Source organism: Lentzea kentuckyensis, assembly GCF_002150765.1.
Taxonomy (GTDB): Bacteria; Actinomycetota; Actinomycetes; order Mycobacteriales; family Pseudonocardiaceae; genus Lentzea; species Lentzea kentuckyensis.
In genome coordinates, this window is sequence record NZ_MUYM01000020.1 from 1 (window position 1) to 13,088 (window position 13,088).

The following is a 13,088-nucleotide window of genomic DNA, read 5'->3' on the forward strand; positions in this document are numbered from 1 at the left end:
TGAGGCTGAACCGGCCGGTGCGCTCCCGGCCCGCGACGCGGACCATCCGCCAGTCGCGGGTGCGGGTCAGCTCCATCGCGACGTCCACGACCACGGCCGTGCCGCCGTCCTCGAGCTGGATCCTGGCGTCGAGCAGCTCGCCGATCACCAGCACCTCGTTGACGCGCTGGTGGAACGGCCGCAGGTTCACCGACCCGGTCGCGAGCGTGACGGCGTTCGGCTCGATCGAGGTGAGCCGCAGCATCGGCACGAAGATCCGCCGGCGGGTCACCAGTTCGACGACCATGCCGAGCACCCGCGGTGGCTGCCGGTCTATTCGGAGGCTGATCACGACGTCACGGGCTTTGCCGACGGGTTCGCCGTCGGGGCCGAAGACGGGAAGTCCGGCCAGCTGAGCGATGTAGACCCGGTTCACAGCCACCACATGACCAGGCTAGATCAGGACCTGACCGCCCACCGGGCGATCTCTGCGCAGAAGACCGCAAAGTCCGCCAAGTCCTCTTCCAGGCACCAGGCCCAGTTCGCGACCGCCCGGTAGAGCGTCCAGTCCCGTGCCTTCGCCACGTCGAGCTCGGCGGCGTCGCAGATCGCGAGGAAGCGGTCGGTCAGGCCCTTGCGGCCGTCGAGCTCGTCGAACCTGTTCCACAGCAACGGGATCACGCCGTACTCGCGGTCGCCGGACAGCGGCTTCGGGTCGATCATCAACCACGGTTCGCGGTCGCCGCGCAGCACGTTCTCGAAGTGCAGGTCCTCGTTCACCAGCGTGGTGCCCATGGTCCTGGTGCGGGCAACGTCACGTGCGGCGTCGAGCAGCTCGCGCGGGATCGCCGGGTGTTCGCGCAGCTCGCCCTCGAACCGGCGGATCTCCGCGGGCGCGGTCAGGTCGCGGTGGCGGCGCAGCAGCCCGCAGATCACCCCGATCGCCTTGTCGATCGGCTCGTCGTCCAGCGAGCGCGTGTGGTCGAGGCGTTCGAGCAGCAACGCGCCGAGCTCCTCGTCGTGGTCGAGCAACCGCACCGCGCCATCGCCGTTGTAGAGGCGCAGGGCCAGCGGTTCGTTCTCGGTCTCGGTGCCGACCCAGGTGATCTTGAGGGCCGCCGGGTGCCCGTCGGCCTGACGGACGGGGAGAACGACGGCGCACATCCCGTTCATCAACGGCCCGTCCGGGGTCAGCCGCCACCGCGAGCACGCCTTGGTGGCGAGCTTCGGCAGTGACGCGACCCACTCGTCCGCCCGTTCGCCGAGTACCTTTCCGAAGCCTTCGGGGACCGTGATCATGCGCTGAACTCCAAGCGGTACACCGCTTCCCACTCCGGCTTGGTGTTGAGCCGCGCGGTCCGCAGGGCCTGGGTCGTCTCCTCGTCCGGCTCGGTGAGGTGCGCGACGGCCTGGGCGTCGATGAGGTGCGAGTGCGTGCTGGGGGAGCGGACGGTGACGGTGACCTGTTCTCCGTCGGTCAGGGGCGCCTTCTGCTCGGTGCCGCCGGTGATCACCCACAGCGCGTCGTCCCGCCAGTGCGCGTGCACGAGGCGGGGTTCGTGACCGGGCGAGGTGATCCAGACGGCCGCCGCTTTGCGCAGCGCCGCATCGAGGATTCGAGTGATCTCCACCGGTTCAGCCTGCCAGGGTTTGTGAAACGGGACTCAGCGAATATGCGCCCGGAGATGATGCGTGCCACTGTGGCGCACATAGTTACCGGCCGGTACGAGGAGGTACTCCAGTGGTCGACCAGCAGCGTCCCCGTCGCTCGTGTCTGGCGGTCCCCGGCTCGAGCCAGAAGATGATCGACAAGGCGCGCACGCTGCCGGCGGACCAGGTGTTCCTGGACCTGGAGGACGCCTGCGCGCCGCTGGCCAAGCCGGACGCCCGCAAGACCATCGTCGCTTCCCTGAACGAGGGCGGCTGGGGCGACAAGGCCCGCGTCGTCCGCGTGAACGACTGGACGACGGAGTGGACCTACCGCGACGTCACCGAGGTCGTCGAGGGCGCCGGTGCGAACCTCGACTGCATCATGCTGCCGAAGGTCCAGACGCCGGAGCAGGTCGTCGCGCTCGACTTCCTGATCACCCAGATCGAGAAGACGATGGGCTACGAGGTCGGCAAGATCGGCATCGAGGCGCAGATCGAGAACGCCCTGGGCCTGAACAACGTCAACGCGATCGCCACCGCGTCCCCGCGCGTCGAGACGATCATCTTCGGCCCGGCGGACTTCATGGCGTCGATCAACATGAAGTCGCTGGTCGTCGGCGAGCAGCCGCCCGGCTACGACGTGGGTGACGCCTACCACTACATCCTGATGCGGATCCTGATGGCCGCGCGGGCTCACGACAAGCAGGCCATCGACGGCCCCTACCTGCAGATTCGCGACGTCGAGGGCTACAAGCGCGTGGCCGGTCGTTCGGCGGCGCTGGGCTTCGACGGCAAGTGGGTGCTGCACCCCGGCCAGATCGACGCGGCCAACGAGGTCTTCAGCCCGAAGCAGGACGACTACGACCACGCCGAGAACATCCTCGACGCGTACGAGTTCTACACGTCCGAGGCGGGCGGTAAGCGCGGCGCGGTGATGCTCGGCGACGAGATGATCGACGAGGCGTCGCGCAAGATGGCGTTGGTGATCTCTGGCAAGGGCCGTGCCGCGGGCATGTCGCGCGCGAACGTGTGGACGCCGCCGGAGGACTGATTCCGTTACGGATTGTGCGCTACTTCACCCCAAATATTACTGGACGTGTTCGACCGTCACAGGTTGCATTCAAAACGGGTGAGGTGGCGCACAATCCGTCACCGAAGTTTGCGATCTTGCCCCGGTGTGGGGGCATGCTCTTGGCATGTCACATTCGAGTAACGGCAAGGCGAGCAGACGGTTGCGGCTCTTCAAGCGCCGCGAGGACGACCTGCTCGAGCGCAGCTTCCGCAGCTGCCCGGGATGCGATGCCGACGTCCACGTGTTCGCCGACGTCTGCCGCCACTGCGGTGGCACCCTGGAGATCGCCCTCGCGGGCTGAGCTCAGTACGAACCCTGGTTGGCCGCCGCGATGACCGCGATGATGATGATCGCCAGGTAGAGCAGCCAGCCGGCGATGACGACGTAGCCGATGATGATGCCCGCGAGCGCCATGCCGTGGCCGTCCTCCTCGCCCCGCTTGATCCGTCCCATCGCGATGTGGCCGAAGATGACGCCGACGATCGCCGTCACGCCACAGGTCGCGAAGCCCACGATCGACAGCACGAGCGCCAGAATCGCGTTCGTCTGCGACTTCGGCGGTGGTGGCGGGTATCCGTAGCCGTACATGGGCTGCTGGCCGTACGGGCCAGGCTGGCCGTAGGGCTGTTGTTGGCCGTAAGGCTGTTGCTGGCCGTACGGATCACCCGGCTGCTTCGGGTTGTACGGGTCGTAGGTCATCGCTGGTCCCCCTAGGTGTGGTGAGCCGGGATCTTAAGGTCCGGCCAGCGAGTTCGTCGCGTGTGGGTGCGCGATTCCACCAGTCAGGGATGCTGTTTCGGTACAGGTGACGCAGCTGTGTTGCGGAGAGCACACCGCTGTCGCAAACGAGCGTTAACCGGTCCATACTCGCCGGTAACTCTTGCTTTGAAGGGAAGTGCGATGGCGCGCCTCGCCCAGACCGCGGGTCTCACGGACATCCAGGAAGAAATCCTCGCGACCGTTCGCACGTTCGTGGACAAGGAAATCATTCCGCACGCCCAGACGCTGGAGCACGGCGACACGTACCCCGCGGACATCGTCGAGGGCATGAAGGAGATGGGCCTCTTCGGCCTGACGATCCCGGAGGAGTACGGCGGCCTCGGCGAGTCCCTGCTGACCTACGCGCTGGTCGTCGAGCAGATCGCGCGCGGCTGGATGAGCGTCTCCGGTGTCATCAACACGCACTTCATCGTGGCGCACATGCTCAAGCAGCACGGGACGCCCGAGCAGAAGGAGAAGTACCTGCCGCGGATGGCCGCCGGTGAGGTGCGCGGCTCGTTCTCCATGTCCGAGCCGGAACTCGGGTCCGACGTGGCCGCGATCCGCACTCGTGCCGTTCGTGGCGATTCGGGCTACACGATCAACGGCCAGAAGATGTGGCTGACCAACGGCGGCACGTCGAACCTGACCGCGGTGCTGGTCAAGACCGACGAGGGTGCCGACAAGCCGCACCAGAACCTCACGACGTTCCTGGTCGAGAAGCCCGAGGGCTACGGCGAGGTCCTGCCGGGCCTCACGATCCCCGGCAAGATCGACAAGATGGGCTACAAGGGCGTCGACACCACCGAGATGGTGTTCGACGGCTTCGAGATCGCCGCCGACCAGGTGCTCGGCGGTGTCACCGGCCAGGGCTTCCGGCACATGATGGACGGCGTCGAGGTGGGCCGCGTGAACGTGGCCGCCCGCGCGTGCGGCATCGCGATCCGCGCCTTCGAGCTCGCGATCGAGTACTCGCAGCAGCGCAGGACGTTCGGCAAGGCCATCGCCGAGCACCAGGCCATCGCCTTCAAGCTCGCCGAGATGGCCACCAAGGTCGAGGCGGCGCACCTGATGATGGTCAACGCCGCGCGCCTCAAGGACTCGGGCCAGCGCAACGATGTCGAGGCCGGCATGGCCAAGCTCATCGCGTCCGAGTACTGCGCCGAGGTGACGCAGGAGTCGTTCCGCATCCACGGCGGCTACGGCTATTCCAAGGAGTACGAGATCGAGCGCCTGATGCGCGAGGCCCCGTTCCTGCTGATCGGCGAAGGCACCTCGGAGATCCAGAAGACGATCATCTCCCGCGGCCTGCTCCGCGACTACCAGTCGCGCGGCTAGGGATTCCTCCGTTAGGGGCCATTCTTTCACGAGAGTGGCCCCTAACGGTTTTCGTCTGGGAGCCATAGGGTTCGCTCACTTTGAGCACAGATCTGACGCTTCCGAGACCTGTGTCGCCGCCGCACGTGGTCCGCCTGGAGCTGGACACGTTCTCCGTCGTCGACCGTCCCGCGCTGGCCACCTGGTTCGGGGCCCTGTTCACCGGCCTGCTCGCGCCCCTCTGCCCGGCCTCGGTGGACGAACTCGTGGCGGTGGCCCGCGATTACTTGCCAACTGACACAACTCCTTGGGGCCCACCGGGTTACGCCCGCCTGCTGCTCTCTTCGGGTGACTTCACCCGATCGTCGTGGGAAGCCGCGCTTTCGGACCTGCCGTCGTTCCTGCGCGTGCAGCTCGTCCAGCTCGACTTCCAGGGCCTGCCCCTGGTCGACGACGGCTGGTGCGCGGAGATCCTGCTGAAGGACGACCCCGCCTTCCCGCATCAGATCGTGGTCACCGCGTCCCGCTCGTTGTTCGGCGGCTGGATTTCCCATGCCGTGCAACAAGATTGGTTGTCGGTGTTCCGGTCGGGCGCGTCGCTGGTGCGCGCGTCGGGTGGCTGGATCACCCTGGACCGGGTGGGGGTGCGGACCACGCACGAAGTCGCCGCGGGGGTGGGCCTCGACGAATCTCTTTTCACGGCAGCGGAACTGGCGCGCGGCCCGCACTGGGCGACGCTGCTCGGCCCGCGTCAGGTCGCCGCTCTGGGTGGCGTGCAACAGGTTTGCTCGGAAGCGCCGTGCTTTTCCGTCACCGATCTGGGTGGCGGGCGGCTCTTGTTGCAGCTCACTGAGCACCTCGACGACGTACCGTCGGAGGCGGTGGACGCGCTGGCGAAGTTCCTCGCGCCCGTCCTGCACTGACCGATCATCGGTGGGACTCTGTCCTCCGTGAGGCCATCCACCAAAACCGACGTGCTCGTAGCCGTGGACACCGCCCTGCGCCCGATCGGCTTCGTCCGCCGCGGCCACGTCTGGCTCCAGGACCGCGGCGACGGCGTCTGCGGTTGGCTCGGGTTCGGCCTGGCCGGCTCGCTCGAACTCACCCCGCTGGTCGGTGTCTGCTTCCGCCGCTACGACGACGTCTGCCGCGCGCTCGGCGTCGGAATCCCCGGCACGCCCGTGGTGTCCACGCCGGTCGGCTACCTGATGGGGGAGAAGCCCGTGTGGCGGTGGGCCTTCGCACCCGGCGGCGACCACGCTCCGGTCGCCGCGTCGCTGGTGGACGCCGTTCGCAAGCACGGATTGCCGTACATCGACAAGCGGGCGAAGTGGGACGCGGTGTCGAAGGAGCTCGTCGGCACGCCGGAGACGTTGCTGGACTTCGACCGGGCGCGGAAGCTCGCGATCATCCACGTGCTGAACGGGAACGCGGGCGCGGCCGGCGAGGTGCTGAAGAAGGAGCGCGAACGGGTGGCGGACAAGGTGGACGTGTACGCGAGGTCGTATCGGGCGTTCGCGCACCGGTTCGAAATTGCGTTTTCCGGCTGACGTGTCACGGCGACACTGTCCGGGTGATGGAGACGGCACGCCAGTCCCTGGCAGAGCTGGTCGGTGAGCGGTGGCGTCGTGTCGGCCGCGCCTGCGACCTCGTGTGGTTGGGCTTCGGGCCGATTCGCGAGGTCACCGACCAATGGGGCAGTGCTCGCGAGACCTCCGAGTACGCGCTGCACCTGCAGTGCGGGTGGCGGCTGTGCCTCGGGGAAAGGCGCCTCACCGGGTCGTCCGACGTCTACCTGCCGCCGTCCGGCTGGACCGGCGAGGGCGAGTTCGACTGGGACGTGCAGGGGCCCAACAGGTTCGACGTCCTGGCCGCGAAGCTGAGGACGAGCCTGGAGGCCGAGCCGGTCCTCGTGACGTCGGTCGAGGTGACCACAGCGGGAAGCCTGACCGTGCACCTCTCGGGCGGTCTCCGGATCGAGGCTCCGCGCGGTGATTCGGGGAGCGAGGACTGGCGGTTCTTCCGGCCCTACCGCGACGAGGACCACGTGGTCATGCCGCCCGAGAGCTGATCCCGGCAAAACACCCGTAGGCGTCTCAGCACTCCGCACCGGGCACTGGCAGGATGGAACGATCAGCGCGTCCGACAGAGGTGGTCCCTGTGACGAGTCCGTTCGCCAACCCGAACCGGCCCGGCGTCCCGCCCCGCCTGCCCACCCCGCCGACGGGGTGGCCGATCGGCTCGTACGCCACGTACGAGGAAGCGCAGCGCGCGGTCGATTTCCTGGCCGTTGAGGACTTCCCGGTCCAGGACATCACCGTGGTCGGCGTCGACCTGATGCTGGTCGAACGCGTCACGGGCAAGCTCACCTGGGGCCGCGTGCTCGCGACGGGTGCGGCCAGCGGTGCCTGGTTCGGTCTGTTCGTCGGCCTGCTGCTCACGCTCTTCAGCCCGGAGCCAGGGGTGACGGTCGGGCCGGTGCTGACCGGTCTGATCACCGGTGTGTTCTTCGGCCTGGTGTTCGCGGCGGTCGGGTACGGGTCGGCGCGCGGCAAGCGGGACTTCCAGTCGGCGAGTCAGTTGGTCGCGGGCCGGTATGACGTTCTCTGCCACCCGAAATCGGCCGAGCAGGGTCGTGACCTGCTCGCGAAGCTCGCGATGCGGCCCGTGAACCCCGGCAGTTGAGACGCCGAAAAGTGCATTGGTTCTGAATCGTTGCTTCCCTTGGTTGCGGCTCCTGATCACCGGGCCTAGGTTCGGTTGACCGGTTCGCCCGGTGCGGCCGGTGGCACGACGAGGTGCCGGGCAGAAGACGGTCTGGCTCCTCCGTGTAGTCGGGAAGGAGGCAGGGCCGATGGGTGGGACACGGCGCTATCGACTTGCCGCCGGAGTGGGAGCCGCGGTGCTCGCGGCAGGAACCCTCACGGCGTGCGGGTCGGGCGACGGCGGCATCACCGTCAACGTCTACAAGTATCCCCAGGAGAACTTCCAGGCCATCGTCGACAGCTGCAACGCGAAGGCCGGTGGGCGCTACAAAATCGTCTACAACAAGCTGCCGCGCGAGGCGGATGGTCAGCGCGAACAGATGGTGCGCAGACTCGCGGCAGAAGACGACAGCATGGACGTGCTCGGGCTCGACGTCACGTGGACCGCGGAACTGGCGAAGGCCGGCTGGATCAGGGAGTTCACCGGCTCGGTCAAGTCGCAGGTGGAGAACGGCACGCTGAAGACGCCGCTCGACACGGCGACCTACGAGGGCAAGTTGTACGGAGCGCCGGACAACACGAACGTCCAGTTGCTCTGGTACCGATCGGATCTGGTGCCCACGCCGCCGAAGACGTGGGACGAGATGATCTCCATGGCCGAGGCGCTGGTGGCGGAAGGGAAGCCCGGCCGAATCGTGGGGCAGGGTAAGCAGTACGAGGGGCTCGTCGTGCTGTACAACACCCTGGTCAACTCCAACGGCGGCACCATCCTCGACGAGAACGGCACCAAGGCCGTCGTCGACGACAAGGCCGTGCAGGCGTTGGCGGCGTTGAAGAAGCTGGCCACGTCGAAGGCGATCGACCCGTCCTTCTCCAACGCGGCCGAGGACAACGCGCGGCTCGCCATGGAGGGTGGCAGCGCGGCGTTCGAGCTCAACTGGCCCTACGTCTACGCGGCGGCCCAGAAGAAGCCGGACTTCGCGAAGAACTTCAAGTGGGCGCCGTACCCCACGGTGAGCGGTGACGCCGCGAAGGTCACCGTCGGCGGGATCAACTACGCCGTCAGCAACTACACCGCGCACCCGGACCAGTCGTTCGACGCGGTGTTGTGCTTGCGCGGCGCGGAAAGCCAGAAGCTCGCCGCGCTCAAGGACGGTGTGCCGCCGACCATCGAGGCCGTCTACGACGAGCCCGAGATGGCCGAGGCGTACCCGATGCGCGACGACATCAAGGAGACGTTGAAGAACGCGAGTGTGCGGCCGCGCACGCCCGCGTACCAGAACGTCTCGACGGTCATCTCCACGATCCTGTCACCGCCCGCGAGCATCGACCCGCAGGCCACGGCGGACAGGCTGCGCAAGGAACTGCAGGACGCTCTCGACTCCAAGGGGGTGCTGCCGTGAGCCAGACGACGACAGAAGGCACAGCGACGACCGAGACGTCACCGAAAACCGTTGCCCCGAAGAAGAAAGTCGCGCTGAGCGAGGGCAAGAAGGCCGAGCGCAGGCTCGGCTGGCTGCTCTGCGCGCCCGCCGCGATCACCATGATCGCGGTGACCGGCTGGCCGATCCTCTACTCGCTGCTGCTGTCGATGCAGCGGTTCGACCTGAAGTTCCCGGACCGCACCGAGTGGATCTGGTTCGACAACTACGTCACGGTGCTCAGCAGCCCGTACTGGTGGAACGCGGTCTGGGTGACGGTGCTGCTGACCGTCGTCACGGTCGCCGTCGAACTGGTGCTGGGCATGGCACTCGCGCTGATCATGCACCGGGCACTGGTCGGTCGCGGCATCGTGCGCACGACGACGCTGATCCCGTACGGCATCGTGACGGTCGTGGCCGCGTTCTCGTGGCGCTTCGCCTGGACACCCGGCACCGGCTACCTCTCGGAGGCGCTCGGCGGTGAGCCCGTGCTCACCGAGAAGATCCCGGCGCTGATGGTCGTGGGCCTCGCGGAGATCTGGAAGACCACGCCGTTCATGGCCCTGCTGCTGATGGCCGGGCTGGCGCTGGTGCCGGACGACCTGCTCAAGGCCGCCGCGATGGACGGCGCGAGCGGGTGGCAGCGGTTCATCAAGATCACCGTGCCGATCATGAAGCCGGCGATCCTGGTGGCACTGCTGTTCCGCACGCTGGACGCGTTCCGCATCTTCGACAACCTGTTCGTGCTCACCGCGGGCTCGCAGGGCACGTCGTCGGTGTCGATGCTGACCTACAACAACCTGATCAAGGGCTTGAACCTCGGTATCGGATCGACGATGTCGGTGCTGATCTTCATCATGGTGGCGATCATCGCGTTCGTGTTCATCAAGCTCTTCGGCACCGCTGCGCCCGGCAGCGACGACGGGGGGAAGCGCTGATGGCCGGCATCGGAGGAGCGGACACCCCCGCCAAGAAGTGGGGCTGGGGCGTGCTCAACGCGGTGGTCGTGATCTACGCGCTGTTCCCGGTGCTGTGGATCCTGTCGCTGTCGTTCAAGTCGTCCAAGACGTTGGCGGACGGCAACTTCATCCCACGCGAGTGGAGTCTGGAGAACTACCAGAACATCTTCTCGACGTCCGAGTTCACCAGGGCGTTGATCAACTCCATCGGCATCGCGATCATCGCGACCGCGATCGCCGTGGTGTTCGGCACGATGGCCGCGTACGCCATCGCCAGGCTGGACTTCCCCGGCAAGAACCTGCTGGTCGGCGTCTCACTGCTGATCGCGATGTTCCCGCAGGTCTCGCTGGTGTCCCCGTTGTTCGAGATCGAGCGCTCGATGGGGCTCTTCGACACGTGGCCCGGCCTGATCCTGCCGTACATCACGTTCGCGCTGCCGCTCGCGATCTACACCCTGTCGGCGTTCTTCCGCGAGATCCCCTGGGAGCTCGAGAAGGCGGCGAAGATGGACGGCGCGACGCCGGGGCAGGCGTTCCGGCGGGTCATCGCGCCGCTGGCCGCGCCGGGTGTGTTCACGACGGCGATCCTGGTGTTCATCTTCTGCTGGAACGACTTCCTGTTCGCGATCTCGCTCACCTCGACCGAGCAGTCGCGGACCGTGCCGGTGGCGCTGTCGTTCTTCACCGGCAGCTCGCAGTTCGAGGACCCGGCCGGGTCGATCGCGGCGGCGGCCGTCGTGATCACCATCCCGATCATCCTCTTCGTGTTGTTCTTCCAGCGCCGGATCGTCGCCGGCCTGACCTCCGGCGCCGTCAAGGGGTGAGTTGACCAATGGCAGAGATCGTTCTGGACAAGGTGACCAAGAGGTACCCCGACGGCGCGCTGGCCGTGCAGGAGGTCAACCTGGAGATCGCCGACGGCGAGTTCATCATCCTGGTCGGACCGTCCGGCTGCGGGAAGTCCACCACCCTCAACATGATCGCGGGCCTGGAGGACATCACCGACGGCGAGCTGCGCATCGGCGGGCAGCGCGTCAACGAGCGGGCGCCGAAGGACCGCGACATCGCGATGGTGTTCCAGTCCTACGCGCTCTACCCGCACATGACGGTGAAGGAGAACATGGCCTTCCCGTTGCGGCTGGCCAAGGTGGACAACGCCACGGTCGAGCGGAAGGTGGCCGAGGCGGCAGAAATCTTGGACCTCACCCAACATCTCGACCGCAAGCCGTCCAACCTGTCCGGTGGCCAGCGGCAGCGCGTGGCGATGGGCCGCGCGATCGTGCGCAGCCCCAAGGCGTTCCTCATGGACGAACCGCTGTCCAACCTGGACGCCAAGCTGCGCGTGCAGATGCGCACCTCGGTGTCGCGGCTGCAGAAGCAGCTCGGCACGACCACGGTGTACGTGACGCACGACCAGACCGAGGCGATGACCCTCGGCGACCGGGTCGTGGTCATGCGCGGCGGGGTCGTGCAGCAGATCGGCGCACCGCAGTTCCTCTACGACCAGCCGGCGAACCTGTTCGTCGCGGGGTTCATCGGCTCGCCGTCGATGAACTTCGTGCCGGCGACGCTGGAGAACGGCGCGCTGCGGTCGGTGCTCGGCGACGTGACGCTGACGGACCGGGTGCGGCAGCTGGTGGAGAGCGCCGACGCGCCCCGCGAGGTGATCATGGGCATCCGCCCGGAGCACTTCGAGGACGCCGCTCTGGTCGACGCGGCGGCGCTGTCGTCTGGCGGCAAGTTCACCTCGCAGGTGGACGTGCTGGAGTCGATGGGGTCGGACAAGTACGCCTACTTCAACCTCACCGGCGAGCAGGCGGCCTCGGCCGAGCTGCAGGAGCTCGCGGCGGACGCGGGAGCGGACGACGTGCCGGGTGACGGCATCTCGCTCGTGACGCGGCTGTCGTCGGCGTCCGGCGCGGTGGAGGGAGCCTCGGCGGACATCTGGTTCGACGCGGACAAGGTACAGGTCTTCGACCCGTCCAACGGCAGGAACCTGACCTACACGGAACGGTGAATTCTCGTTTTTCCGGCCGCCTTCCCCGCACGGGAAGGCGGCCTCTTTTTGTCACTCGTTCGGGTTAGGTCCAAGGCCCTTGGTCCGGACGGGCTGATTAGTCGGGGCCAACTGCCGGACCGAACTCGAGGAGCCATTGGGCGCTCGGCAGCGACATCTCATCGAAACATGTTCTACGCCGCTTCGGTTAGTCAGCACGCTTGTCGAAGGCGGGTACAGGACCAACAGGGGGGTTCCGGGGAACCGCCGCTGAGTGAAAGAGAGCGTGCAATGGGGATCCTGGACGGAAAAGCGGTCGTCATCACGGGGGCAGGTCGAGGGCTGGGTGAGGCCTACGCCATGCACGCCGCCCTCGCGGGCGCCTCGGTGGTGGTCAACGACAACGACGGTGACCTGGCAGAACGGGTCGCGGAGCACATCCGCGGCTACGGCGGCAGGGCCGTCGCCTCGAACCACACGGTCGCCGACCCGAGCGAGGCAGCCAAGATCGTCGACCTGTGCGTCGACGAATTCGGCCGGGTCGACGGTCTGGTGAACAACGCCGGACTGAACTACGAGACCGCGCCGTGGGAGGACGACCCCGAGACGATCAAGCACGTCGTCGAGGTGAACGTCCTGGGCGTCATCTACGTCGGAATCGCCGCGATGAGGGCGATGAGGGTGTCCGGTGGCGGCTCGATCATCAACATTTCCTCCGGCGCCTCCTTCGGCCAGCGCAAACTCGCCACCTATTCGGCGACCAAGGGCGCGGTGGCGTCGCTGAGCTACTCGTGGGCTCTCGACCTGGAGTCGGAAGGCATCCGCGTGAACGCCGTGTGCCCGGTCGCGCACACGCGGATGGTGTGGAAGTCGGAACGCTCGCTGCGCGCCATTCCGGCGGACCGCACGCCGGGCAAGGTGGCGCCGCTGGTGCTGTTCCTGCTGTCCGACCGCGCCGAGGGCATCACCGGCCAGGTCATCCGCTGCAACGGCCGTCAGCTCCACATCGTGGGGCAGCCGTACTTCAAGCAACCGATCCTGGAGAGCGACAACTGGGACACCGCTTCGGTGGAGCGGGCGTTCACGGGCGTGCTGCAGGCCCACCTCGAACCGTACGGGTTGGAGAAGAGGATGCCTCCCCGGCTCCGTGCGCTGGTGGAGCCTTCGCAGACCGCCTAGGTCGATGGACAAAAGTGTTGCCACCCGACCGTCGGGTGGCGACACTTTTGT

The 13,088-nt window shown here is 67.1% G+C and carries 15 protein-coding genes and 1 pseudogene; 12 read left to right on the forward strand and 4 right to left on the reverse strand.

The genetic code is table 11. The features are described 5' to 3' along the window. The 3 genes and pseudogenes from B0F77_RS12590 to B0F77_RS12600 form a co-directional block, all read right to left on the reverse strand. Window positions 1-424: pseudogene (locus tag B0F77_RS12590) on the reverse strand (magnesium transporter); the annotation flags it as partial. 14 nt (window positions 425-438) lie between these two features. Next, entirely contained in the window at window positions 439-1,278 is an 840-nt protein-coding gene (locus B0F77_RS12595; protein WP_086663050.1) for an aminoglycoside phosphotransferase family protein, read from the reverse strand. Next, window positions 1,275-1,610 (reverse strand): hypothetical protein, encoded by a 336-nt coding sequence (locus B0F77_RS12600; protein ID WP_245848011.1) that lies wholly within the window; start codon window positions 1,608-1,610, stop codon window positions 1,275-1,277. The genes B0F77_RS12595 and B0F77_RS12600 overlap by 4 nt, the downstream gene beginning before the upstream one ends. A gap of 110 nt (window positions 1,611-1,720) precedes the next feature. Between B0F77_RS12600 and B0F77_RS12605 the strand changes: the two genes are divergently transcribed. Then, entirely contained in the window at window positions 1,721-2,680 is a 960-nt protein-coding gene (locus B0F77_RS12605) for an HpcH/HpaI aldolase/citrate lyase family protein (protein ID WP_086663051.1), read from the forward strand. Window positions 2,681-2,825: 145 nt separating this feature from the next. Then, the gene (locus B0F77_RS47830) at window positions 2,826-3,002 is read left to right on the forward strand and encodes a hypothetical protein (RefSeq protein ID WP_158102676.1); all 177 of its coding nucleotides are present in this window, start codon (window positions 2,826-2,828) and stop codon (window positions 3,000-3,002) included. Window positions 3,003-3,004: 2 nt separating this feature from the next. Here B0F77_RS47830 and B0F77_RS12610 read toward each other — a convergent pair whose 3' ends face one another. Next, window positions 3,005-3,400: a DUF4190 domain-containing protein gene (locus B0F77_RS12610; protein ID WP_086663052.1), complete on the reverse strand. Its 396-nt coding sequence runs from the start codon at window positions 3,398-3,400 to the stop codon at window positions 3,005-3,007. A 201-nt stretch (window positions 3,401-3,601) separates the two neighbouring features. On the opposite strand from B0F77_RS12610, the gene B0F77_RS12615 reads away from it, so the two are divergent. From B0F77_RS12615 to B0F77_RS12660, 10 genes are all read left to right on the forward strand, one after another. Next, window positions 3,602-4,798 carry an acyl-CoA dehydrogenase family protein gene (locus tag B0F77_RS12615; protein ID WP_086663053.1) on the forward strand — a complete coding sequence of 399 codons (1,197 nt, stop codon included), beginning with the start codon at window positions 3,602-3,604 and terminating at the stop codon, window positions 4,796-4,798. 80 nt (window positions 4,799-4,878) lie between these two features. Further along, window positions 4,879-5,700: a hypothetical protein gene (locus B0F77_RS12620; RefSeq protein ID WP_143466697.1), complete on the forward strand. Its 822-nt coding sequence runs from the start codon at window positions 4,879-4,881 to the stop codon at window positions 5,698-5,700. A 27-nt stretch (window positions 5,701-5,727) separates the two neighbouring features. Continuing rightward, window positions 5,728-6,327, forward strand: a complete 600-nt coding sequence (locus tag B0F77_RS12625; protein ID WP_143466698.1) for a hypothetical protein — start codon at window positions 5,728-5,730, stop codon at window positions 6,325-6,327. A gap of 26 nt (window positions 6,328-6,353) precedes the next feature. Continuing rightward, a complete protein-coding gene (locus tag B0F77_RS12630; RefSeq protein WP_086663056.1) occupies window positions 6,354-6,848 on the forward strand; it encodes a hypothetical protein in 495 nt (164 codons plus the stop codon). A 53-nt stretch (window positions 6,849-6,901) separates the two neighbouring features. Continuing rightward, window positions 6,902-7,462: a YflT domain-containing protein gene (locus B0F77_RS12635; protein ID WP_169730928.1), complete on the forward strand. Its 561-nt coding sequence runs from the start codon at window positions 6,902-6,904 to the stop codon at window positions 7,460-7,462. A 169-nt stretch (window positions 7,463-7,631) separates the two neighbouring features. After that, window positions 7,632-8,885, forward strand: coding sequence for an ABC transporter substrate-binding protein (locus tag B0F77_RS12640; protein ID WP_086663058.1), 1,254 nt, complete (start codon window positions 7,632-7,634; stop codon window positions 8,883-8,885). Further along, window positions 8,882-9,841, forward strand: a complete 960-nt coding sequence (locus B0F77_RS12645; RefSeq protein ID WP_086663059.1) for a carbohydrate ABC transporter permease — start codon at window positions 8,882-8,884, stop codon at window positions 9,839-9,841. The genes B0F77_RS12640 and B0F77_RS12645 overlap by 4 nt, the downstream gene beginning before the upstream one ends. Next, a complete protein-coding gene (locus B0F77_RS12650; protein WP_086663060.1) occupies window positions 9,841-10,686 on the forward strand; it encodes a carbohydrate ABC transporter permease in 846 nt (281 codons plus the stop codon). The genes B0F77_RS12645 and B0F77_RS12650 overlap by 1 nt, the downstream gene beginning before the upstream one ends. Window positions 10,687-10,694: 8 nt before the next feature. Continuing rightward, window positions 10,695-11,879, forward strand: a complete 1,185-nt coding sequence (locus B0F77_RS12655) for an ABC transporter ATP-binding protein (protein WP_086663061.1) — start codon at window positions 10,695-10,697, stop codon at window positions 11,877-11,879. 270 nt (window positions 11,880-12,149) lie between these two features. Further along, complete coding sequence (locus tag B0F77_RS12660; RefSeq protein WP_086663062.1) at window positions 12,150-13,037, forward strand: SDR family NAD(P)-dependent oxidoreductase; 888 nt, start codon at window positions 12,150-12,152, stop codon at window positions 13,035-13,037. The last annotated feature ends 51 nt before the right edge of the window (window positions 13,038-13,088 follow it).